Source organism: Mesorhizobium sp. B2-4-14 (genome assembly GCF_006442155.1).
GTDB lineage: Bacteria > Pseudomonadota > Alphaproteobacteria > Rhizobiales > Rhizobiaceae > Mesorhizobium.
On the sequence record NZ_VFVA01000011.1, the window covers coordinates 1 to 23,667 of the forward strand.

The window sequence follows — 23,667 nt, forward strand, 5'->3', positions numbered from 1 at the left end:
GCGCGTGCTTCGGGGCTCACATCACGGACCCTGGAGATATCGAATACCGGTCCGCCTGCAGAAAGCTGCTGGGCGGCGGCCTGCGCCCGGCTGATCCACGTGGCGTCAGCCTCGCCCTCGGCAACGATGCGATCCTTGACGACCGAAAGTCGCACCGAATCCGGTGGAGCCAGCGATGCCGTCAACCGCTTCAACACGAACTCCGGCTCAAGGCTCTGATAGAATTGCCAGTTCGCATGAACGCGGGCGGCATCGACCTGCGTTCCGGACAATAGCGACTGCGGGTCGGCGGCAAGCGGGTCTCTCAGGCCGGCAATATAGAATTGGCCATCGCGGATGTTTTGTTCGGCAACGATGATGCCCGGCTGGGTCCCCAGTCGCGACACATAGGCCTGCCAGTGCTCTGCCGCGCGTGCTTCGGGGCTCACATCACGGACCCTGGAGATATCGAATACCGGTCCGCCTGCAGAAAGCTGCTGGGCGGCAGCCTGCGCCCGGCTGATCCACGTGGCGTTAGCCTCGCCCTCGGCAACGATGCGATCCTTGACGACCGAAAGTCGCACCGAATCCGGCGGAGCCAGCGACGCCGTCAGCCGCTTCAACACGAACTCCGGTTCAAGGCTCTGATAGAATTGCCAGTTCGCATGAACGCGGGCGGGATCGACCTGCGTTCCCGACAGCAGCGACTGCGGATCGGCGGCAAGCGGGTCTCTCAGGCCGGCAATATAGAATTGGCCATCGCGCACCGTTTGTTCGGCAACGATGATGCCAGGCTGGGTCTCCAGTCGCGATAAATAGGCCTGCCAGCGCTGCCCGGATTGCCAGGAAAGAAAGAACCAAATGCCCGTCGGAATCAAAACCAGCAGGGCTGCGGCCAGCACCAGCCACGGAAATCCCTCATTTGATTCCTCGTGTTTCAGTTCAACACAGGTTTGCAACTGCGTCTCTACGCTGGCCAGTTGCGAACTGTCGCCGTCGAACTGCTCCAAAGCCTGTGAGTATTCATCATGGATGCGGAGCAATACGTCGCGAATTATTTCGTGTAGTTCTTCCGGCGGATTGCCCCTGATCACCGAAACCAGTGTCGCAAACGGTCCAACCTCCGACCAGAGACGAAGCTCCCCAAAACGGATAGTGTCCAGGCCGCTCTGTTCTTTCTCGTTAAATGAGTCCCTTACAAAATCTTGAATTGCGCTGAGCATCGAAGAAATGAGCTGAGGATCTTCGCTCGTCGCATTTTCCGCAGTTACATGTGCAATCAAAAGCCCGGAACTGCGGTTGATGAGAAAGACATGCTCAACACGATAGACAAGAGAATGATTAAGAACAACTTCCGAGAAGCTTGCCCCCGTTCTCCAAGCTTCAAATCTCCACTTAAGTCCATGCCAGGTAAATATATGTCTTAAAGATTCATTCAGCGACTGAAAGGTCTGGTCGATCTTTTCACCGATAGACTTGCGAATAGCCGGCAGAAACACCGGGTACAGTATATCCGTCAGCGTGCGCGGGTTCTTCTGGATGGACCTTTGCGCAGCCCTCTCGACAACCGGCACAAATGCCTCGCCGAGTTGCGCATGAGACGCACGTGCGGCTGCATCGGGGAGAACGCTCCCCACTGCTGCCGCAAGCTGCTCAGGTTCGTCAAGCAGGTGCGCAACTCGTGAAAGCTCCGAAATTTCGCGGCCGACCAGCAGCTGGCGAAGCGTTTCCATGCGATGATCGGCGGTTGGAATTCCGTCGAAAAGCGCACCGTGGTCCGGATCAACGTTCCGGGCAATTTCGACCAAAAGCCGAGCCAGAGCCTCGCGATCAATCTCGGTATCGTTCGCAGCGGCTCTTTCAGAAGGGTTGATTGGGTCGACGGTCGACCTCAAGTTCCGATCAACTCACTTTCCAGCTGCGTTCCGAGTTGCCCTTGCTGCCGATGGGATCCTGATTCAGACACTTCGCAACCTCGATAAACAGGCCAGCCAAAAGATTTCGGTCGGTCTTGACGTTGCTGAGATCGGAAAAGAATTTCTCCATCAGCATCTGAACGCTTTCATTCTTCTGCTTGATTTCCTCACGCAGCGAATGGTCGCTTCGATTTATCCGATCCGAAACTTCGCGCTCAAGCTCGCTCAATTGATCCGACAACGAGCGCACCTGCTTTTCAAGTGCCTGATTTTGTTCGCGAAGATTCCGGTCAATCTCCTTGTCGGCATCGGCTCGTGCGTCTTTTTCGTTGCGCAATTGCCCCGCAAGTGAATCGACCTGCTTCTTTGCATTTGACTCGTACATCTCAAGATTGCGCTTGGCCTCGGATTCGACATCCTTGAAGCGCTGCAAGAACCGTTCTTCAAGCTTGGAAAAGCGGCGGTCATAGTCCTGCATCTGGTTGCCGAACAGCAGATCACGTATCTTGTCGACACCTACAGCCTCGCCGGAGACCCCGCTCTCGCGAACCTGGGCCGCCATGAAATTCAGCCCGTTTTCGGCTGGATTACCTATCAGATTTGCGTCCGCTTTATTTGCCGAAGAAGCGGCATTCGAAGAGTCCTTAGCCATCCTCACGCCCAATCGCCAGAGTGCAAAACTCGGAGAATAGGAAATTATGTCAGACAAATACCCTGCCTGCAAGCCGGAATCCCCTTGGCTCAAGCCGATTCGTGCGTTCCTTTTTCGTCTCTTGGACTAGCAACGCATTGTCGGTGCAGCCCGTTGCTTCTGGCTTAAATAATTGCTCTCACCCATAACACCCCCGCTCCACCGCCAGCCTCTTCACCAACCCCAGCACCCCATCGATGGCCGGCGTCGGCTTGCCCGTCAGTCGCCCAAGCTCCTGCACGGCTCCCACCAGCGCGTCGATCTCCATCGGCCGGCCGCGTTCCAGGTCCTGCAGCATCGAGGTCTTGTGCTCGCCGACGTCGCCGGCGCCCTTGATGCGGCGGTCGACGTCTATGGCGAAGCGCACGCCGAGGCTTTCCCCGATCGCCTGGGCTTCCAGCATCATGGTGCGGGCAAGCTGGCGGGTGCCTTCGTCGGCGACGATCGCGGCAAGCGTGCTGCCGGTCAACGCCGAGATCGGGTTGAAGGAGAGGTTGCCCCACAGCTTCACCCAGATCTCCGAGCGTATGTCGTCGCGCACCGGCGCCTGCAGCCCGGCCTTGACCATTTCCTGCGCCAATGCCGTCACCCGCTCGCTGCGCTCGCCGGAGGGTTCGCCGAGCGAGAAGCGCTTGCCCTCGACATGCCGGATGAGGCCGGGCGCATCGACCTCGACGGCGGGGTAGACCACCGAGCCGATGACGCGCTCAGGCCCGATCCGCTGCCAGATCGCGCCGCCCGGATCGACTGCGTTGAGCCTGGTGCCTTCGAGCGGCCCGCCGACCTTGTGAAAGTACCACCACGGCACGCCGTTCTGCATGGTGACGACCGCGGTGTCCGGACCGAGCAGCGGCGCTATCTGGTCCAGCGCCGGGGTGAGCGAGTGGGCCTTCAGCGCCAGCACCACGATGTCCTGGACGCCGAGCTCCCCGGCCTTGGCGGCGGCACGGACGCGCGCGACCGTCTCCTTTCCGTCCTCAATCAGGCGCAGGCCGTCTGCCTCGATCGCTTCGAGATGGGCGCCGCGCGCCACGATCGACAGATCGGTGCGGCCGGCGATCGCCAGTTTGGCGGCGAGATAGCCGCCGATCGCGCCGGCGCCGAAAATGGTGATCTTCATCGTCAAAGCCCGAGTTTGGCGGCAAGGCCGATGCGCTGTAGCTTGCCGGTCGCGCCCTTGGGGATCTCGTCCAGGATCAGCACCTTGCGCGGCACCTTGAAGTCGGCGAGCCGCATCGCCGCATGGCTGCGGATATCGCTTTCAGTGGCGCTCATGCCTTCGCGCAGCACCACTGCCGCCGCCACCTCCTCGCCGAGCTTGTCGTGCGGCATGGCGAAGGTGACCACTTGCGCCACCGCCGGATGGTCCATCAGCACGTCGTCGACCTCGAGCGGCGAGATCTTTTCGCCGCCGCGATTGATGATCTCCTTCAGCCGGCCGGTGACCCGGAGATAGCCGTCCGCGTCGAGCACGCCCTGGTCGCCGGTGTGGAACCAGCCATGCGCGAAAGCCGTCGCATTGGCATCCGGGTTCTTCTCGTAGCCGCCAGTGACATTGGGCCCGCGAATGACGATCTCGCCGGTCTCGCCGGCTTCGAGCAGCCGCCCGTCCGGCGCCATCACCGCCACGTCGGGTCCGGCCGATGCGCCGACACTGCCCGGCTTGCGCAGGCCCGGCGGCAGCCGGTTGGAAGCCATCTGGTGCGCGGCCTCGGTCATCCCGTAGGATTCGATCACCGGGCAGCCGAAGGTCCTTTCCAGTTCGGCCATCACCTGCGCCGGCAGCGATGCCGAGGACGAGCGGATGAAGCGCAGCCGCGCAGCCGCCAGCACCTCTTCATTGCGGGCCGCGCGCGGCAGGATCGCCTGATGCATGGTCGGCACCGCCGTGTACCAGCTCGGCTTGGCGTCGCCCAGCCACTGGAAGAAGCGCAACGCGTTGAAGCCCGGCGTGCAGTAGATGCTGCCGCCCGAGGCCAGCGACGACAGCACCGCCGCGATCAGGCCATGGATATGGAACAGCGGCATGATGTTGAGGCAGCGGTCACTGGCCGTCAGGCCGAGCGTCGCGCCGATATGGGAGGCGGACGCCGCGATGTTGGCGTGGCTGAGCGGCACCAGCTTGGGCCGCGAGGTCGTGCCCGACGTGTGCAGCAGAAGCGCGACGTCGTCATCCCCAGCCATGTCGGACGCCGCCTGCGGGCCGACCGACGCGCCTTCGATGGTGAAGCTGCCGGCAGGGGCGTCCGGCGGCACGACAAGCCGCAGCACGCCGATGCCGAGGCGTTCGGCCACCGCCACGGCCGGGCCGGCCTCGGTCTCCGCGACAAGGATCGCCTTGGCGCCGATGTCGGTGAGGTAGAAATCGAGTTCGTCCGCCCGATAGGCGGGATTGAGCGGCGCCGTCGAGGCGGCGGCCGCCACGGCGACGAAGGCGGTTGCCATCTCCGGCCCGTTCGGCAGCACGATCGCCACCCGGTCGCCCCGGCCGATGCCAAGCGCGTGCAGCCGGCTGGCCGTGGCCGCGATCAGCGCGCGCAGCTTGCCATGGGTGAGCGTTGCGCTCTCGGGCGCCAGGATGGCCGGCGCATCATCGGTGCCGGCAACGAGGCGGTGGGTGAGGTCTGTGTGGGTTTGGGTCATGGTCACCGGCTATGTTTCAAAGCTCGTGAAAGTTCAGCGGAGGTTAGCGCCGCCCCTCATTGCCCTGCCGGGCATTTCTCCCCGTATAATGACGGGGAGAAAGACGCAGTCGCCGATGGCTTCGCCAACTGCCAGCGTTGCCGCGAAAGCGCTGAGGGAGCGGAGCCCCCTCTCCCCGTCACTATACGGGGAGAGGATGCCGGCAGGCAGGTGAGGGGCAGCACCAGCGCCTGAAAAGGAAGGCCAAACTTGAATTGAGCACTTGGCAATTTCCGCACTGCCACCTCCTTGCTCATCCCCTCAATAACCCAGCGCCAACCCGTCCTTGCGTGGATCCGACGCCCCGGTCAGCGTTCCCTTCTCCCAGTCGATCAGCACCACCTGGCCTCCGCCGAGCGGGTGGGGCGGCTCCGTGACCTCATGGCCGCGCCGGCGAAGGCCCGCAACCGCCTCGGCGGGCACGCTGCGCTCGGCCTCCACAACGCCGTCATTGTAGAACACCCGTGGCGCATCCACCGCCTGCTGCGGGTCCATGCCGAAGTCGATCATGTTGGTCAAAAGATGGACATGCCCGAACGGCTGGTAGCCGCCACCCATGACGCCGAACGGCATCACCACGCGGCCGTTCCGGGTCGCCATGCCGGGCATGATCGTGTGCATCGGCCGCTTGCCGGGCGCGATCGCGTTCGGGTGCGCGGGGTCGAGGCGAAAGCTCGAGCCACGGTTTTGCAGCACGATGCCGGTCTTCGGGCCGACGACGCCGCTGCCGAACGAGTAATAGGTCGAGTTGATGAAGGAGACCGCGTTGCGGTCGCGGTCGACGATCGAGATGTAAACCGTGTCGCTGCCCGGCAAGTCGACGCGCGGCAGATGCGTCATGGCGCGCTCGCTGTCGATCTCGGCGCGCAGCCGGTCGGCATAGGCGCTGGACAGAAGCTCTCTCACCGGCACCGGGACATGGTCCTGATCGCCGAGAAAGGTGTCGCGGTCCCGGTAGGCCAGTCGTCCGGCCTCGATCTCCAGATGCAGGCGTTCGGCCCCATTGGGATCGAGCCCGCCGAGCTTGAACCCTGACAGCACGTTCAGCATCAAAAGCGCCGTCAGCCCCTGGTTGTTCGGTGGCATCTGGTGGATGTCATAGCCGCCATAGGCGGTGCTGACCGGCGCCACATAGTCGCCTTTGGTCGCGGCGAAATCCTCGAGCGAATGAAGCCCGCCCAGTTCATTGAGCCGGCGCACCATGTCGTCGGCGACGGCGCCCTCGTAGAATCCGGCGCGGCCGTGCTTGGCGATCACCCGCAAGGTGGCGGCGAGTTCCGGCTGGCGATGGACATCGCCGGCTTCCGGCGCCTTGCCGCCCGGCAGGAAAATGCGCGATGCATGTTCGTCGGCCGACAGGTCGGTCTCCGGGTCGGCCCAGTCGAAGGCGACGCGGTCGTGCACGACATAGCCGTTCTCGGCATAGTGGATGGCCGGCGCCAGCACCTCGGCGATGCCCTTGCGGCCATGATCATCGAGCAGCCGGCACCAGGCATCGATGGCACCGGGCACGGTCACCGCATGCGGCCCCTGTTTCGGCAGCTCGCTGAAACCCTTCTCCAGATACCAATCGACGGTCGCGCCCGCCGGCGCGCGGCCGGAGCCGTTGAAGGCCAGCACATTGCCTTGTCCAGCCGGACAGTAGAGCACGAAACAGTCGCCGCCGATGCCGGTCGATTGCGGCTCGACCACCCCTTGCACGGCGGCCGCGCAGACCGCCGCGTCCATGGCGTTGCCGCCGGCGCGCAGCATATCGATGGCAGCCAGCGTCGCCAGCGGGTGCGAGGTGGCGGCCATGGCCTCGGTGGCACGAACCGGCGAGCGGCCGGGAAACTGGAAATCACGCATTGTTGTCTGGGTATCCCCTGGTCACTTGAAGCGAATTGGTCCGATGAAATCAAGGACGGCGGCCGAAGATCTGCGCGATTGCCAAAAGCACGACCGACAGCACGATCAGGCAGGTGGAGATGGCGGCGATCGTCGGGTCGATCTGGTCACGCAGCGCATTGAACATGCGGCGCGTCAACGTCGTCGTCTCGCCGCCCGAAATGAACAGCGAAACCACCACCTCGTCGAAGGAGGTGATGAAGGCGAACAGCGCGCCCGAGACGATCGAGAAGCGGATCTGCGGCATGGTCACCTGCCAGAACGCCGCGATGCGCCCGGCGCCCAGGCTGCGCGCCACCCGCTCCTGGTTCATGTCGTAGGACCGCAGTCCGGACAGCACGGTCAGCACCACGAGTGGCAAGGCTTGCACCGTGTGCGCGATGACCAGGCCGGTCAGCGTGTTGTTGAGCCCGATGCGGGCATAGAGGAAGAAGGTACCGATGCCGATCAGGATCACCGGGATGATCAGCGACGCCGTGAGCAGGCCGTTGATGGTGCCGTTGAAGCGCAGGGTCCCCCGGTTGATGGCATAGGCGGCAGCGGTGCCGAGCGGCGTCGCCACCGGCACGGTGATGAGCGCCACCTTCACCGAGACGATCGTGGCGTCGCGCCATTCCAGTGACTGGAAATAAGTCTGGTACCAGCGCAGCGACCATTGCTGCGGCGGAAACTGCAGCAGCGTCGAATCCGAGAACGACATGATGACGATGATCACCGACGGCGCGATCAGGAACAAAAGCACAAGGCCGCCCAGCGCATAAAGCCACAGGCGTTGCCAGTGCGAAATCGGCAGGCTCCCGTTCATCGCGAACTCCACACGCCGGTGGCGCGCGCGCCGAGCAGCCACTGGAACAGGCCGAGCAGCGCCAGCGTGACGACCAGCAGCACCACGCCGAGCGCGGCACCCGCGCCCCAGTTGGAATAGAGGCTGGTGGTCTGTTCCATGCGCATCGCCCACATGACCACCTTGCCGCCGCCCATCAGCGCCGGGGTAACGAAGAAGCCGAGACACAGCACGAAGACGATGACCACACCGGAGGCGAGGCCGGGCAGCGACAACGGAAAGAAGATCTGCCGGAAGGTCGCGACGGGGCCGGCGCCGAGGTTCATGCCGGCGCGCAGGCAGTCGGTGTCGATGGTCTTCATCGAGGCGTAGAGCGGCAGGACGAGGAAGGGCAAGAGGATGTGCGTCATGCCGACGACGACGCCCGACAGGTTGTTGGCGAGCGACAGCGGCTGGCTGATGACGCCGAGGTCGATCAGCCAGCTGTTGATCAGGCCCTTGCGCTGCAGGATCACCAGCCAGGCATAGGTGCGCACCAGCACCGATGTCCAGAACGGCAGGATGACGAAGATCAGGCAGATCGACGCCGCCCGGCGCGGCAGTTGCGACAGCATGTAGGCCAGCGGATAGCCAAGCAGCACGCAGGCCCCGGTAACGATGAACGCGACCTTGAAGGTGGTGGCAAAGGTTTTGATGTACGAAGCCTGCTCGAAGAAGCGCGCATAATTGGCGGCGCTCAAGGCGCCGGTCTCGTCGAACAGCGACAGCCAGAACAGCCAGCCGATCGGCACGATGATGATGGCGCAGACGAGGAAGAGACTGGGCGACAGCAGCGCCAGCAGCCGCAGCGACTCGCGCCGCGCGTCGGCGCGCAATGCCCGCGCGTTCAGGTCCCCGCCGACGCCGCCGGCAGTCCCCTCGATGAGGGCGGATTGCGCGCTCATTCTTCGGCCGCCACCAGGATCGTGTCCTGCGCATCGAGGCCGAGGCGGATCGGCTGGCCGGGCGCCGGCAGCCTCGCCAGCACGTCGCTGCGGCAATAGTCGCGCAAAGTCAGCTGGCGGCCATCGCGCAGCATCGCGTAGCAGACGAAACTATCGCCCTGATAGATGATGTCGCTGACCGTGGCATCGAGCAGATTGATACCGTTCGACGGCTCGGCTTTCGTGACCAGCCGCAGCTTTTCCGGCCGCACCACCATCAGGTGCTGGCCCGAGGCCTGGGCCGGGATTGCTGTGTGGATCCGTCTGTCTTCGTACCAGACCGCCCCGTCGCGGCATTCGACGGGAATGAAATTCGATTCGCCGATAAAGCCGGCTACGAATTGCGTCCTGGGCGCGGCATAGAGCGTTTCGGGCCGGTCGAGCTGTTCGATGCGGCCGGCGTTCATCACAGCGATGCGGTCCGACATGGTGATGGCTTCGCGCTGGTCGTGGGTGACATAGACGGTCGTCATGCCAAGCCGCCGGTGCAGGGCGCGCAGCTCGATCTGCATATGCTCGCGCAGGCCCTTGTCGAGCGCCGACAGCGGTTCGTCCATCAGCACGATGCGCGGCTCGAAGACGATGGCGCGCGCCAGCGCCACGCGCTGGCGCTGGCCGCCGGAGAGCTGGTCGACCCGCCGTTCGCCCAGGCCCTGCAGCTTCACCAACTCCAGCGCCTTTTCGACACGCTGCGCCGTCTCGACCGTCGCCACGCCACGCTGCTTCAGCGGAAAGGCGATGTTGTGGAAGACATTCATATGCGGGAACAGCGCATAATTCTGGAACACCATGCCGATGTTGCGCTTGTGCGGCGGCGTGGTGATGATCTCGTCGTCGCCCACCTTGATGGAACCGGCATTGGCCCTGATGAAACCGGCGAGGATCATCAGCAGCGTCGTCTTCCCGGATCCGGAAGGGCCAAGCAGCGTCAGGAATTCGCCCGCCGCGACATCGAGGTTCAGGTCGCGCAGGACCGATACGGAGCCAAATCGTTTCTCGATCGCGCGCAAGCCGATCGGCAGCGCGGATAGCGCAATGGACAAGATCACTTTCTCCCTAGCCGGCAATTTTCAGGCGACGGAAGGCAGGGCGACGCTGGTGCCGCCCTGCCTTGTCAATGCCTATTGCTGGATCAGATTGTTGAACTTTTCGGTCGCCTCGACCAGATTGTCGCGCCAGAACTCGGCGTCCTGCAGCACCTGCTTCTTGACGTTCTCCGGCGACGAGTTGATGTCCTTGATCCGCTCCGGCGGGATCTTGCCGGTTTCGAAGGCCTTTTCGTTCACCGGTCCGTTGTCGACATAGAGCGGCAGATTGGCCTGCAATTGCGGGCTGACGAACATCGCCAGCGCCTTCATCGCCGCGTCCTTGTTCTTGGCGCCCTTCGGGATCACCATGCAGTCGGCGGTCAGCACCCCCTGGTCGAAGGAGAAGCTGACCGGCGCGCCTTCCTTCTTCAGGGTGCCGGCGCGGCCGTTCCAGATGCTCGCCATGTCGACTTCGCCGTCCTTGACCAGCTGCATGGCCTGCGCGCCCGACGTCCACCAGGCGTCGACATGGCCGCGGATCTTGTCGACCGATTTCAGCGCGGCGTCGATGTCGACGGGATAGACCTTGTCGATCGGCAGGCCGGAGGCGAGGGCGGCGACGCTCAACGTCTCGGTCGCCTGGCTGCTGCTCAGCGCGCGCCGCCCGGGAAATTTTTTCACGTTCCAGAAATCCGCCCAGGTCTTCGGGCCTTTGTCGCCGAAGACGTCGGTCCGGTAGATCAGCACGACGGAGGTGTAGGAGATGCCGACCCAGTCGTCATGGACGAGCTTCGGGTTGATGCCGCTCTTGTCGATAATGCCGTAATCGAGCTTTTCGAACAGCCCTTCCTTCGAGCCGCGCGCGCATTCGTCGGCGCCGAGTTCGGTGATGTCCCACTTCACCGCGTTGCCGGTTACTTGCAGTCGCACGTCGTCAAGGCCGTTGGTGGTGTCTTCCTTGATGGTGATGCCGAGCGCGTCGGCGGTCGGCTTGAAGAACGCCTTTGTCTGCGCCTCCTGATAGGTGCCGCCCCATGAGGCGACGGTGATCGTGTCGGCCGCGACGGCGGGCACTGCCACGGAGGCTGCGAGGCCGGCTATGGCAAAGGCTTTAAAGCTGCTGGTCCTGTTCATTTCGGTGCTCCAACCGGTGTTCCCATTTGTTTTTGATTTAGCATGCGATTTTGTATACAATTTTGAATGTAGCCGAGGGATCGGTGTTGTCAACACCGGCTGGCGCGATCTATTCGAGCCGGACAAGCCTGTGAGAGACGCAGCCACCCGCGTGGCAAATTGGACCGACAACGACTACAAACGTGGCAATGTCCGGCGTGAGTGCCGGAGGACTGGAAGCGGATCTTGGCCAAGGAAACGAAAAACACGCTGCGCGACTCGGTCTACACCTCGCTCAAGGCGATGATCGTGACCGGCCAGATTCCGCCTGGCGCCCGCGTCACCGAGAGCGACATCGCGGCGAAGCTCAATGTCAGCCGCACGCCGGTGCGCGAGGCCTTCAACCGGCTGGAGCGCGACGGGCTTGTCACCGGCCGGCCCCGCCAGGGCTATGCCGTCACCGAGTTCGACATCAACATGTTCCGCGAGGCCTTCGACATCCGCGAACTGCTCGACGGCCATGCCACGGAACTCGCGGCCGTCGCCGCGACCGAGAAGGACAAGGCGCGGCTGCGTGCCATGCTGGCCGAATGCGAGCGGCTTGCCGCCATTCCCGATCGTACCACAAAAGAAAAATTCCAGGAGCTGGAGGTCGGCATCGATCTGCACCGCGTCATCGCGCAGATCAGCGGCAACGCCATGCTGCACGGCATGCTTTGCGGCATCCTCGACAAGTGCCAGCACTATGTCTGGACCGAACTGTTGTGGCTGGACGAATGGAAGATCGCCCGCGACGAGCATGCCGAGATCGTCGAGGCCATCTGCGCCGGCGACGCCGGCCGGGCCGGCATGCTGGCGCGTGCCCATGTGCGCGGCTCGCGCGAGAACGTGTTGCGCCTGCTGCAGGCCAAGTCCGATTACCAGAGTTTTCTCGCCAAGGCGTCCTGAGCGGGTTGGGACGGCGCGCCTTCAGCCCTTGCGTTCCTGAAGGCTGTTGCCGCCGTCAACCACCAGCACGGCGCCGTTGACATAGCTGGCGCCCTCCGATGCCAGGAACACGACCGCCGCGGCCACTTCATCGGGCCGGCCGGCCCGCGCCGGCGGCGTATGCAGGGCCGCTGCCAGCTCCATCGCGCTCGACGCGCCGGTTTCGATCCAGCCGGGCGCGACCGCGTTGACGGTTATGCCGTCCTTTGCCATTTCCAGCGCCAGTGCGCGTGTCAGGCCGACCATGCCGGCCTTGGCGGCGGAATAGGCTGATGTGCCTTCGAAAGACACGATCGGCCCGGTGACCGACGCTACATTGACGACGCGTCCGTAGCCCGCTTCGACCATCGCCGGCAGAAACGCCTTTGTGACGAGGAACGCGGTCTTCAGGCTGACGTCGATTCCTTGATCCCAGTCGGCCTCGGTCATCGAGACAAACGCCTTGTCGGCCGACGGCGATGCCAGCGAGCCCATGCCGGCATTGTTGACCAGGATATCGACCGCGCCGGCGGCCACCTGCAGCCGCGCGACATCGGCAGCCAGGGTGAGATCGGCAACCGCGGCAGTGGCATCGATGCCTTCGCCGCGAAGCTCCGCGGCGCGATCCATCACACGCGCACTGGCCCCGGTCAGGAAAACGGCGTGCCCGGCTTTGCCGAGGTGACGGGCAATGGCGAAGCCGATTCCGTCAGCCGCTCCCGCGCCGGTAATCAAGGCGCGTCTGATCTTGCTGGTGGTCGCGGCCATGCGGGCTCCTTGGGGCTGGCATCATTTTCGATTGGATTGGTTTGCCGGTTTACCGGCGCGCCCGCAATCCGACCTAACAAGAATGTTGGCGCAAGAGAGCGCAATCCGAACGAGGATATCCCGGCGCCAACGGGTCCGCGCCCTCCGTGCGAAAGACGACATTTTTGACATGCCGGGGATGCGCAACAACCGAGGCGGCGGGTTGCAATCATCTCTTCGATGATTGGGGAGGCTGCATAAGCTGAAGCTTATGGACTCCTCCGGCGATTCGAGCAAAGGTCAGGGCGCGGCGCTGCTGCCGGGGCCGGAAATGAGCGACAGTTTCGGATACATCGCGTTCGGCGATGACGAGCTATACGCGCGCGGCGCGCTCTTCAGCGCGCTGAGGCTGCTGCACTATTGCCCGGGCGCGAAGATCACTGTCCTCACCGACAGGCCGCAGATTTTCGACGGCTATCCCATCGGGACGATGGAGCTTACGGCGAGCCGGATGGCCGAAATGTCATTTGGCGGCCGATGCCGCTTCGGCATCAAGGCGGCCGGCATCATCGATCTGCTGGAGTCCTGCGAGCGCCTGTTCCTCATGGACACGGACATGTATCCGATTGGCGACATTTCAGGCTGTTTCGGCCAGATTTCCCCCTCACATTCCGTCATGAACAGGTGCGAGGGTCGGCCAAAGGCGCCCTATCGTGCCATCGAAGGCAGGCATTTGATGCTTGGCGAGAAGATACTGACCGGAAGCGAGCCGATGTGGAGCAGCGGGGTCCTGGGTGTCCACAATGCCGCCCTTCCCGCACTGAGCGACGCCTATCATGCAATCGAGCAACTGATCGGTGTCGTAAGAGCGCATACGCCGGAACAATTCTGCATTGGTGTCGCGTTGGCCAGGGATGGATGCAGGATAACGCCGCACCGGCTGCCGATCCGAAACTACACCACCAAGGGAAAGAAGCTCTTTGCCCGACGACGGCTCGAAGCCTTCTTTGTCGGCTATGGCCACCTTGACGTGGGCCAGCAGATCGAGCAGGCCGCCAGATACAGGCTTTGGCGGGCGCCGATGGATCTATGGAGGCAGCGGGACATCTGGCATTTCTAATGCCTGTCGCCCACAAGTGGCTCCGGTTTTGGGGAACGTTCACAGGCTGGCACTCATGTAACGGTTCTCATCCATGCCAGGAACGACTCGATGATCGTGGGTCGCGGACTGTGATGCATCCAGACGACATAGAAGCTGTAGCCCGGCAAGGACAATGGATGCGCCTTGACGAGCGAGCCGTTCTCCAGTTCACGGCCGACCACAACGTCGCTGCAGATCGCAATGCCTTGCCCGGCGACGACCGCATCGATCGCGTGTAGTTCCTCGCGGAAGCTCAAATCCCAGGCTTTGTCCGCCAGGTCCGGATCGATCGAACGGGCCGTCGCCAGCCACCGGGGCCAGGTGGGAGCGTCCGGATCCCGATTCATCCAGTCAAAGTGGATCAGGGGATACCGCAGGAGATCGGCGGCACGCTCGATCGCCCGTCCGTCGCTCGCCAACAATCGGGGACTGCAAATGGGAAAGAAGGAATCGCGGCACACTTCCTGAGCGGCAACGCCCAAAGGCGGGCGGCGCGTGTAGCGGATCGCAACATCCGCGGCGCCGGCACGAAGGTCGAGTACCGCGTCCGTCCCGATGATCTCCAGTGGCACGGCCGGGTTGGCCTCTCGCCATTTCGGTAACCGGGGCACCAGCCATCGGCTTGCGAAAGCGTTCGGGCTCGTCACCCGCAATGGCGATTGAACATCCGGCTCGGCGACTGCGGCAAGAGAGCCTGCGAGAAGATCAAAGCCGTTGCGAAGGATAGGAAACAGTCGCGCTCCCGCACTCGTCAGCACGAGCGGGCGCGGCCGGCGCTGGAACAGCTTGCGACCGCATATTTCTTCCAGCGAGCGGACCTGATGGCTGATCGCCGTCGGTGTCACGCCGAGCTCCGCTGCTGCCGCCTTGAAGCTGCCGTGCCGGGCTGCGGCCTCGAAGGCGTGCAAAGCGCGGAGCGGCGGACAGTTTCTCATGCATTCAGCGTAGATGAATTCCTCTCATCCAGCAGCTAAGAATTTCGCTTTTGCAGAAGGCTGGTCCCCGTGAGACCGTAGTCCCGTTGGAGCGAGGACGATAACGATGGAGATTTCACGACAGACCGATGTGCCGTCGGGCCGATCCCATTTTTCGAAGACGGTGATCGAACAACTGCGGCAAGGCTTACGCGGCGAACTGGTGTTGCCGACAGACCCCACTTACGGCCAGGCGCGTGGGGTCTGGAACGGGGCGATCGACAGACGTCCCTCTGTCATCGTTTTTTGCGCCCATCCCGATGATGTCGTTCTTGCCGTGGCCTATGCCAGGTCACAAGGCTGTCTCGTGGCCGTTCGCAGCGGCGGCCATAACGTTGCCGGTCTGTCCGTCTGCGACTATGGCATGGTGATCGATCTATCCCGCATGAAGAAGATCGTCGTCGATCCCGAGCGCCGCATCGCCAGGGCCGAGGCTGGCCTGAATCTCGGCGAATTCGACGCCGCCACACTGGCCCACGGTCTTGCGACGACCATGGGCGTCAACAGCGACACCGGCATTGCCGGCCTCACGCTCGGCGGCGGCTTCGGCAAGCTTGGACGCAAGCACGGCCTGAGCTGCGATAATCTGATCGCCGCTGAAATCGTCACCGCCGACGGCCGGCTGTTGCGGACAAGCGCCGGCGAGCATCCCGAACTGTTCTGGGCCTTGCACGGCGGCGGCGGCAATTTCGGCATAGTGACGGCGTTCGAATACCGGCTGCATCCGCTCGGCCCGGCTCTTCTCGTGGGCTCGGTGCTTCACGCCTACGATCATGCGCGCGAGGCCATGCGGTTTTACGATCGGTTCTCCCGAGAAGCCCCGGACGAGTTGAGCGTCGACGCCGCGCTCGTCACGTTGCCGACGGGCGACCGGGGCTTCAGCATCTCGGCCTGCTATGTCGGGTCACCCGAAGCGGGCGAACCTGTCATCGCACCGCTGATGACATTCGGATCCCCCATCGAAAGCCGCCTTCAGGCCGTTCCTTATCTCCAAATTCAATCGGCGGGCGATAGCCTCTTTCCGCGCGGACGACGCTATTACTGGAAGGCGCAGTTCCTGCGCGAGATCAGCGACGGTGCGATCGACGCGTTGCTCGACCGTTACGCGGCGGCTCCCAATCGCTCCAGCCTGCTGGTTTTCCAACAGGTCGGCGGAGCCATCGCCCGCGTGCCGGCATCGGATTCGCCCTACGCCAATCGCGACGCGGCTGTCGATTGCTTCCCGATCGCCATCTGGGACGATCCCGCCGATGACGAGGCGAATATAGGCTGGGCGCGCGACCTGTGGAATGCGGTGAGGCCATTCTCTACCGGCGGTGTCTATGCCAACAATCTCGGTGATGAGGGTGACGAGCGCGTGCGGGACGCTTACGGTGGAAACTATGCACGCCTCGCCGCCATCAAGACGCAATACGACCCGACCAATTTCTTCCGACTGAACCAGAATATCAGGCCTGGGTAATTCGCAATCCGTGAGAGAACCTTGCGTAGCCGCTGGACGATCCGGGCTGTCCTGTTCGTCGCCCGCGCGGCAATGTCGTTTCAGTTTCAGAGCGTCGGCGCCGTCGCGCCCCTTGCCGGCGATAGTCTTGGCGCGAGCCTGGCCGACGTCGGCGACAAGGCGATCGTTCTCGCCGGCCTGCTGATGATGCTGGCGGGTGAATGGCATGACGGCGTGGCCGTCCTGGAGCCCGCCCACAGGCGCATCGGCGATGTATCGGAGGCCGCACGCGCCTTGCGACGCAATTTTGCGATCAAGGGCGTCTATTTGCAGCCGTTTTCGGCGATCGTCGTCTTCCAGTCGGCCGCGATCCCGTCGAGCGTCTCCTTTGCCGATCCCCCATCCTTGAGCAGGTAGGGTGCCAGACGTGCGTTCATCTGATCGACGAGCTTGGCGTAGTAGGGTTCTGCCCAGAAGTCCTTCACCACGAAGAGGCTCTGATAAAACGCTTCATTGTACGGCGTAGCGTTGCGGAACTTCTCCGACTCCAGAATGTGGGCGTCGGCGGTATAGCCGCCAAGGTCCGCCCATTTCTGCTGCGTGTCGTCGCGAGCGAGCCATTCAAGGAACTTCCTGGCTTCCGCCTGTTTGCGCGAATAAGAGACGATCGAAATACCTTGGCCCCCCAGCGCCGTGAATCGATCCCCGCCCGGTCCAGCCGGGCTGGCGAAGAATCCAGTAACGGAGGCGTTCGGATTTATCGCTGGATTCGCCAGCGCCGGAAAGAAGGCGAAGAAGTTCATACTCATTGCCGCCAGCCCCCCGGTGATCGCCAGGTCTTCCTCTCGATTGGTGGTGTTACCCCAGTCCGGCGGCGTGAAGGAATAGAGTTCCTTGTAAGCCTCAAGCGCCTTGATGGCTTGCTGCGAGTTAACGATGCCTTCGACCGCACAAGTGCTGTAGTTCCCGAGCTCGCCGCCATAGCTGAACAATTCGGACATGAAGCCCATGATCAGCCCGTCGCCGTGCTGCTCTGTATAGATCGCGACACCATAGCGCGGTGGGTTGGCGTGCGGTCGGTAGAAGAACTCGGCGATGTCGCGCAGCTGCATCCAGGTTTTCGGCGGGGCGAGGTCGTAGCCGTACTTCTCTTTGAAGGCCTTCATTTCGGCGGGATCCTCGAACCAATCCTTGCGGTAGGCCCAGCCGACCGCGTCGGCCTCGAGCGGAACGGCCCAGTAGCGTCCGCTGCCCCTTGGATATTCGGAATAATAAGTCATCGACGCCGGGGTCATGACCTTGGTCAGGTCGCTCTCCTTCACGAGATCGGTCAGCTCGGCGTAGTGACCCTCCGTGGCGCCGGCTCCAAGCCATTGCGAATCGCCGACGACCATGTCGTAGGAATCAGAGTGGGCATTGAACTCCATAAATGCCTTGTCTTGGAAACCGGGCCAGTTCACGGTCTCGACCGTGACCTTGACCCCGGTCTCCTTCTCATACTCGTCGGCGAGCTCCTGCAGATAGTTGGCCGGATCCCATTCTGCCCACAGGATCGTGAGTTCGGTTGTCGCATCAGCCTGGCTGCTAGGCGGCAGCAGTGCAACGCCCGCCAACAGGCCGACCCACATTCGTTTGAGCATGGCTCTCCTCCCTAGGGCACCGCGGTCGCTCCTTGCGGAAGCCGTTGCAGCAGGCGTCCGGCCTCCATCAGGTCAGGCGTGTCGAGGCCTTCGTTGAATGCCGCATAGACCGGTGCGAGCAACTCTCGCGCCTCCTTGTCGCGGCCGTGGTTGGCCCAAAGTCCCGCGAGGCGAAAAGCAGCTCTCAACTCGGCCAGTATCGCGCCCTGCTCGCGGGCGGCGGCCAAAGATTGCCGCAAAGGGTCTTCGGCGGCGTCGCCGCGCGGGTCCAGCCGTGACAGCAACTCTCCTTTCGCACTCAACAACTCGGGCAGCTGATATGTGGAGCCTGATTTGGCGAGCGTGTCGAACGCCTGCTCCAGAACGGCCAGTCCCTCGCTTGCCTCGCCGCGCTCGCCGCAGGCCCGCGCTAGCGCGCACAGATAAGCGGCCATCCCCATGTCGGCGCCGGTTTCGGCCATCGCCGCTATCCCATCACGCATCTCGCCAATCCCATCGTCCAACGCACCCAGACCAGCAAGCGCCCAGCCGAAGAAGGCGCGAGCCTGCCCCAGCAGCAGCGGGAGGGCGAACTCGGTGCACACCGCAATGGCTTTTTCAGCCCAGCGTCGCGCCTCGCCGGGCTCTCGCCGGAGTAGGTGGACAACGCCGAGGGCCATCTGTGCCTGGGCCAAGCTAAGGGGATGGGAGTCGCGCTGGGCCAGGGCGACGGCTTCCCTTGCCTGCTGAATCGCACCGTCAGGCTTGCCGCATATGCAGAGCATCTGCGCGTGGAACGACCTGCAACAGACGCCGGGATCGTGCCCGGTATAGCCCCACGCAAGGTGGCGATGCCGCTCGTAGTCGTAGGTTTCAAGGCCATATCTGACAAACGGTTCAGCGGACTCGTACCTGCCGAGATAGAAATTGACGCCCCAGAGTTGATGGTGTGCCTCCAGCAGGTACTCAGAATCGCCGGATGCCTCGGCGAGCTCCACCCCGAGCGTCTTGCACTGCATGGCAAGAGCTTCGGCGGCGCGCAGGTCGCCCGAGATGGTACGGCAGCCACTCTCGCCGCGCACCGCTGCGAACAGCTTGACTTTGTCGCCGAGCCGCGCGGCAAGTTCCCGCGCGGTCGAAAATGCCTGCAGGGGCTCCGGGGCGGCCCAACCTTTGGCGGGGACAAGAGCCGAGCCCATCGCCGTCCACAGTGAAACTTCCTGCCTGAGCCGGGTCTCGGAAGCAGGCAGTGACGCGGTAAGCTCGAGCCCCTTGGCGAAGTGAGCTGCGGCCTCGCGGTTGGCAGACCTTGCCATCGCGCGCTGCCCCGCCCGCAGCCACCATGGCACGCCCTCATCCGCCAGTCCGGCCAGCGTGTAATGCTGCGCGACGGTCTCGGGTTCGGCTTCGGCGATTTCGGCGAACTCGGCTTCGAGCGCTGCGGCGATCCTGCCATGGATTTGCTGGCGTCGGCTCTTCAGCAGGCTCTGGTAGGCGGTGTCGCGCACCAGCGCATGCTTGAACGTATAGGTCGCCTCCGGCGCGACGCCGCTGCGAAACACCAACTCGGCCTGTTCGAGCTGGTGGAGCGCATCGTCGAGCCGCGCCTGGTCCGTACCGCTCACCGCAGCGAGCAGCCGATGGCCGAAGATGCGCCCGATGCAGGCGCCGATCTGGGCCGTCTCTTTGACCGGCGACAGCCGGTCGAGGCGCGCCATCAGCGAGTCCTGCAGGGTCGATGGAATTGCCAGGTTGGGCAGCGGCCCTATCGCGAGATAGCGCCCGTCGGCCTCTAGTAGCTGCCCGGAATCGAGGACTGTCCGCGTCAGCTCCTCGACGAACAGCGGTACACCTTCCGTGTTGGCCAGGATCCTGTCGGCAATATCGGGCGGCAGCTTTCTGTTGCCTGCAACGCGCTCTATGATCGCTATGCCGTGTTCCTGTTCGAGCCGTCCGAGCAGCACTATCTCTACAGACGATAGCGGCTTCCAGTGCGGCTCGAATTCCGGTCGTGCCGTCACCACCAACAGGGCGCGCAGGCCGGCGAGCCGCTCAACCAGCATCCCGAGCCACTCTGCCGTCGTCGGGTCTATCCAGTGGGCGTCTTCGACCAGCACAAGCGCCGGCTTGTTCGCCGCCGACGCCTCGACCAGCCGTATCAACGCCGCCAGCGTGCGCGCCCTGAGTGTCGGAGCGGGCAGTCTGGGCGGCTGGTAGCGTCCGCCTGGGTCGATCGACAATAGGATCGCCAGCAGCGGCAGCGCCTCGTCCGTCTCCATATGGAGCCTGGCGAGCAGTGCCCTGAGTTTGTCGAACCTGCTATCGGCACTGTCGTCACTGACGAAACCCGCCGCTCGCTCGATGTGCGCTATGAGAGGATGCAGTGCGCTGTTCGTATGATAGGCGGAGCAGAAGAAGCGCAGCTCGGCATGCGGTTCGGTGGCAACCCGCTCCGCGAGCGCCGCGATCAGGCGCGACTTGCCGATGCCCGCCTCGCCACTGAGCAGAACGACCCGACCCTGTGCCGCTGTCGCGCGGTGCCAGCGTTCGAGCAGGAGTGCCAGCTCAGGGTCCCGCCCGACCAGAGGTGCAAGCACGGCGTGCCGCGCTTCGAACCGGCTTTCGGCGGCTGTTTCGCCGACGACGCGCCGGCACCGCACCGGAGCGGCAAAGCCCTTCAAAGGGCGCTCACCGAGGTCGGCTGTCGCGAACAGCCCCGCGACCAGCTTTTGCGTCGTGTCGGCGATGATGACTGCGCCTGGCTCTGCGAGTGCCTGCAGCCGGGCCGCGAGGTTGGGCGTGTCTCCGACAACGGCTTCCTCTTGTGCAGCGCCTTCGCCGACCAGATCGCCGACGACCACCAGTCCCGTGGCGATGCCGACGCGCGCCGCTAGCGGCTTGCCGCCGGGCGCGGTCAGCCGGCCGGTGGCGGAAACAGCGGCGAGGCCGCCTCGCACCGCGCGCTCGGCGTCATCCTCGTGCGCCTGTGGCCAGCCGAAATAGGCGAGCACGCCGTCGCCCATCAGCTTGGCGACGCGCCCGTCGTAGCGAGCGATCTCTCGCGCAACCACCTGCTGATAGGCGAGAATGACCTCGCGCATGTCTTCCGGGTCGAGCGCCTGCGCAAGCTCGGTCGAGCCAACGAGGTCGACGAACATCACAGTGAGTTGCCGTCGCTCTGCGCGAGAATCCGAAGGGGCGGGCGGGGGCTGGGCCGTTGTGGGCCGGGTCGGACTCTCGGCGAGGGCCGCAATGGCGCTGAGCAATTTGCGCCGATGGCCAATCGATATGACCCCGAGCGCCGTCAGGTCGTCGGCGGTCAGGCTCGGGAGCACCTCTTCATCGATGTCTTGGCTGCCGAAGGCGTCGGCATACTCGCCGAGACCGAGGCTCACCAGCCATGCTCGAATATCCACGTGCCTACTCCCAGGCGGTGGAAGCTTTGCCCGAGCACTATATCGCAAACACTAAGTAGGGTCGCGCCTCTTATGCGAGGAGCAGTATCATCTTTGGGCCGCCCACAAGTCAGTCGAGTTGAGCCGTCCAGGCGTCTTCTTCGGGTCGGAAGCAGACGCAGATGCCCAGTTTTGTTCCAGTGCTGGGGAAAATGTCGCGCCAAATCAGTATGTCACGATTGGCGCGCCCGAAGAGATTCGAACTCCTGACCCCCAGATTCGTAGTCTGGTGCTCTATCCAGCTGAGCTACGGGCGCGCAACAGGCCGTGTTTTCAACGGCCCGCGATCCGATCCGAAAGACCGGCCGCGAATGTGTGCAGTTCCCTAACGACTGAAATCGCGAAAAGCAAGCCGATCCGGCAAAAGTTTTGTCGCGGTCCTGTCATCCAGCGATGACGGCCCCGATTCCGGGGCTTTGAGGCTGTCGAGAGCCGGTCTGGTTTCAAACTGGGAGGAAAGGAGCTCTCGGGGAAGGTCATCGAAGTGTCACGTCCGACGCGCCTCGGCGCAAGCGGTCACGCTGGGCGGCGCAGGCTGCCTCGGGCCTGGTCGAGCCGCACCGGCTGGTCGGGGATGGTCACGGCGAAAGTGGTGCGCCCGCCAATGCTCTCGACCAGCTCCACCGTGCCGCCATGCGCCCGGATCAGTTCATGCGCGATCGCCAGGCCAAGGCCGGTTCCGCCGCTGCGCGCCGAGCCGCGGAATGCCGCGAACAGGTTCTCGCGCGCTTTCGGCGGCAGGCCGGGGCCGGTGTCGGTGACGGCGATGCGGCTGACGCTGCCTATCCGCTCGGCCGACACGGCCAGCCGGCGCACGACGGCGCTCTCGGTGTCGGCCGCCATCGCCTGCACCGCGTTGCGGCACAGATTGGTCAGCACCCGGAACAACTGGTCGGAATCGGCATCCACCTCGAACGCCGTCTCGACGGCGTTGATGAACTCGATGCCCTGTTCGATGTCGAGCAGGCCATGCACGTCCTCGACCAGCTGGCGCAGCCTCACCCGGCGGCGCGAAGGTGGCGGCTCCTGCGTGCGGCCATAGGCCAGCACGCCTTCCGAATAGGAGACGGCCCGGTCGAGCGTGCGCAGAAGCTTCGGCGCGAAGGCCTGCACGGTCGGATCCTTGACCTGGCGCAGGCGGTCCGAAATCAGTTGCGCCGAGGACAGGATGTTGCGCATGTCGTGGTTGATCTTCGACACGGCAAGGCCAAGGTCGGCCAGGTGCTTCTGTTCGGAAAGCATCTTTTGCAGCCGTATCTGCATCTGCGACAGCTCGCGTTCGGCGACGCCGATTTCGTCGGCGCGGTCGGCGGGATGGATGATGCGCGCAGGGTCGTCGGGGGCCTCGGAGAAGGTCAGCATCGAGCGCGTCATGGTGCGGATCGGCCCGATCATGATCAGGTCGATCGCGGCATAGACCAGCATGGCCGTGAACAGCGAGATCAGCAGCGAGACGAAGGCGACGTTGCGCGAATAGATCAGCATGGCCTTGCGCAGACTGTAGTCCGGCATGATCAACTCGAATTCCTTGTCGCTCTCGCCGACCGGCCCGAAAACGCGCAGCATGCGGTCGCCGCCGAAGAACAGCGTGTCGAGCGCGCCGGTCATGCCCTTGATCATGCCGACATTGGCGAGGTCGATATGGGAATCGACCTGCGGCGGCATGTCGGCCACCACCAGAAGCCGCGACACGCCGCCATCGCGCACCGCGATCGCCTTGGCGCCGATCGCCATCAGCACGTCGTTCTGGGCCGCGCGCGACAAGGAGGTCGATTCGCCCTGCACCAGCACGATCGACACGGCGGCGGCGGTGCTCAGCCGCTCCTTGAGCCAGCTCAACCGGTAGCTGGCGATCCAGGGCAGGAAGATGAGCACTTCGGCCAGCAGCACGAAAACGATCGTCAGCAGCAGCAGCTTTGTCGACAGTCCGCGCGACAGCGGCACCGTGCGGACGGCGGCTGGCGCCGTTCCGGTCCCTTCACCCGCTTGGCTGGTTTCGCTCATGCGACTCTGTCTTCACAATCACTTGATCAGCCAAGATTAGGCGATTACGGCTTTTTTGCCAATTTTATCCTTGGTCGGAACATTAAATTTGCGCCAGATGGCCTGCCGCCTTGGCGAGACGACGCCGGATTGACTTTAAAAACCCTTCTTTCTATAAGCCCGCTCACGCTCGGGCCATTCGTCCCGGCGCGGTTTCGATCGCGCCAAAACCGGCCCGGCAAAGCTCCTGTTACAAAGTGACAGAATCAAGAAGGGCC

The 23,667-nt window shown here is 63.7% G+C and carries 17 protein-coding genes, 1 tRNA gene and 1 pseudogene; 4 read left to right on the forward strand and 15 right to left on the reverse strand.

The window, feature by feature from the left end; genetic code table 11:
- The 9 genes and pseudogenes from FJ938_RS11955 to FJ938_RS12000 all read right to left on the reverse strand — a co-directional run.
- Nucleotides 1-1,874 (reverse strand): annotated as a pseudogene (locus tag FJ938_RS11955) (OmpA family protein); the annotation flags it as partial.
- 7 nt (nucleotides 1,875-1,881) lie between these two features.
- Complete coding sequence (locus tag FJ938_RS11960; RefSeq protein WP_140609827.1) at nucleotides 1,882-2,547, reverse strand: hypothetical protein; 666 nt, start codon at nucleotides 2,545-2,547, stop codon at nucleotides 1,882-1,884.
- 178 nt (nucleotides 2,548-2,725) lie between these two features.
- On the reverse strand, nucleotides 2,726-3,706 hold the full coding sequence (locus FJ938_RS11965; RefSeq protein ID WP_140609828.1) for a 2-dehydropantoate 2-reductase: 981 nt from the start codon (nucleotides 3,704-3,706) through the stop codon (nucleotides 2,726-2,728).
- A gap of 2 nt (nucleotides 3,707-3,708) precedes the next feature.
- Complete coding sequence (locus FJ938_RS11970; protein ID WP_181168896.1) at nucleotides 3,709-5,229, reverse strand: acyl--CoA ligase; 1,521 nt, start codon at nucleotides 5,227-5,229, stop codon at nucleotides 3,709-3,711.
- A gap of 300 nt (nucleotides 5,230-5,529) precedes the next feature.
- A complete protein-coding gene (ggt, locus tag FJ938_RS11980) occupies nucleotides 5,530-7,116 on the reverse strand; it encodes a gamma-glutamyltransferase (protein ID WP_140693909.1) in 1,587 nt (528 codons plus the stop codon).
- A 49-nt stretch (nucleotides 7,117-7,165) separates the two neighbouring features.
- Nucleotides 7,166-7,960 carry an ABC transporter permease gene (locus tag FJ938_RS11985; RefSeq protein WP_140693912.1) on the reverse strand — a complete coding sequence of 265 codons (795 nt, stop codon included), beginning with the start codon at nucleotides 7,958-7,960 and terminating at the stop codon, nucleotides 7,166-7,168.
- Complete coding sequence (locus FJ938_RS11990) at nucleotides 7,957-8,883, reverse strand: ABC transporter permease (protein ID WP_140693914.1); 927 nt, start codon at nucleotides 8,881-8,883, stop codon at nucleotides 7,957-7,959. The genes FJ938_RS11985 and FJ938_RS11990 overlap by 4 nt, the downstream gene beginning before the upstream one ends.
- A complete protein-coding gene (locus FJ938_RS11995) occupies nucleotides 8,880-9,965 on the reverse strand; it encodes an ABC transporter ATP-binding protein (RefSeq protein ID WP_140693917.1) in 1,086 nt (361 codons plus the stop codon). Before FJ938_RS11995 ends, FJ938_RS11990 begins: the two co-directional genes overlap by 4 nt.
- A 78-nt stretch (nucleotides 9,966-10,043) precedes the next feature.
- The gene (locus FJ938_RS12000) at nucleotides 10,044-11,084 is read right to left on the reverse strand and encodes an ABC transporter substrate-binding protein (RefSeq protein ID WP_140693919.1); all 1,041 of its coding nucleotides are present in this window, start codon (nucleotides 11,082-11,084) and stop codon (nucleotides 10,044-10,046) included.
- 225 nt (nucleotides 11,085-11,309) lie between these two features.
- On the opposite strand from FJ938_RS12000, the gene FJ938_RS12005 reads away from it, so the two are divergent.
- Complete coding sequence (locus FJ938_RS12005; protein ID WP_181168895.1) at nucleotides 11,310-12,011, forward strand: GntR family transcriptional regulator; 702 nt, start codon at nucleotides 11,310-11,312, stop codon at nucleotides 12,009-12,011.
- Nucleotides 12,012-12,032: 21 nt separating this feature from the next.
- Here the strand turns inward: FJ938_RS12005 and FJ938_RS12010 are convergent, their stop codons facing one another.
- A complete protein-coding gene (locus FJ938_RS12010) occupies nucleotides 12,033-12,797 on the reverse strand; it encodes an SDR family NAD(P)-dependent oxidoreductase (RefSeq protein ID WP_140609835.1) in 765 nt (254 codons plus the stop codon).
- A 310-nt stretch (nucleotides 12,798-13,107) separates the two neighbouring features.
- On the opposite strand from FJ938_RS12010, the gene FJ938_RS12015 reads away from it, so the two are divergent.
- On the forward strand, nucleotides 13,108-13,896 hold the full coding sequence (locus tag FJ938_RS12015) for a hypothetical protein (RefSeq protein ID WP_140693924.1): 789 nt from the start codon (nucleotides 13,108-13,110) through the stop codon (nucleotides 13,894-13,896).
- Nucleotides 13,897-13,949: 53 nt separating this feature from the next.
- Here the strand turns inward: FJ938_RS12015 and FJ938_RS12020 are convergent, their stop codons facing one another.
- On the reverse strand, nucleotides 13,950-14,852 hold the full coding sequence (locus tag FJ938_RS12020) for a LysR substrate-binding domain-containing protein (RefSeq protein WP_140693927.1): 903 nt from the start codon (nucleotides 14,850-14,852) through the stop codon (nucleotides 13,950-13,952).
- A 106-nt stretch (nucleotides 14,853-14,958) separates the two neighbouring features.
- Between FJ938_RS12020 and FJ938_RS12025 the strand changes: the two genes are divergently transcribed.
- Both FJ938_RS12025 and FJ938_RS29900 read left to right on the forward strand, forming a co-directional pair.
- Nucleotides 14,959-16,353: an FAD-binding oxidoreductase gene (locus tag FJ938_RS12025; protein WP_140693929.1), complete on the forward strand. Its 1,395-nt coding sequence runs from the start codon at nucleotides 14,959-14,961 to the stop codon at nucleotides 16,351-16,353.
- A 21-nt stretch (nucleotides 16,354-16,374) separates the two neighbouring features.
- Complete coding sequence (locus FJ938_RS29900; protein ID WP_246673280.1) at nucleotides 16,375-16,749, forward strand: hypothetical protein; 375 nt, start codon at nucleotides 16,375-16,377, stop codon at nucleotides 16,747-16,749.
- On the opposite strand, the gene FJ938_RS12035 is transcribed toward FJ938_RS29900, so the two are convergent.
- The 4 genes from FJ938_RS12035 to FJ938_RS12050 form a co-directional block, all read right to left on the reverse strand.
- The gene (locus tag FJ938_RS12035) at nucleotides 16,656-17,972 is read right to left on the reverse strand and encodes an extracellular solute-binding protein (protein ID WP_140693932.1); all 1,317 of its coding nucleotides are present in this window, start codon (nucleotides 17,970-17,972) and stop codon (nucleotides 16,656-16,658) included. The two genes, FJ938_RS29900 and FJ938_RS12035, sit on opposite strands and share 94 nt — an antisense overlap.
- 11 nt (nucleotides 17,973-17,983) lie before the next feature.
- Complete coding sequence (locus FJ938_RS12040; RefSeq protein WP_140693934.1) at nucleotides 17,984-21,367, reverse strand: adenylate/guanylate cyclase domain-containing protein; 3,384 nt, start codon at nucleotides 21,365-21,367, stop codon at nucleotides 17,984-17,986.
- 219 nt (nucleotides 21,368-21,586) lie between these two features.
- Nucleotides 21,587-21,663 (reverse strand) — tRNA-Arg (locus FJ938_RS12045).
- A 259-nt stretch (nucleotides 21,664-21,922) separates the two neighbouring features.
- The gene (locus FJ938_RS12050; protein ID WP_140609841.1) at nucleotides 21,923-23,410 is read right to left on the reverse strand and encodes a HAMP domain-containing sensor histidine kinase; all 1,488 of its coding nucleotides are present in this window, start codon (nucleotides 23,408-23,410) and stop codon (nucleotides 21,923-21,925) included.
- Nucleotides 23,411-23,667: the final 257 nt, after the last annotated feature.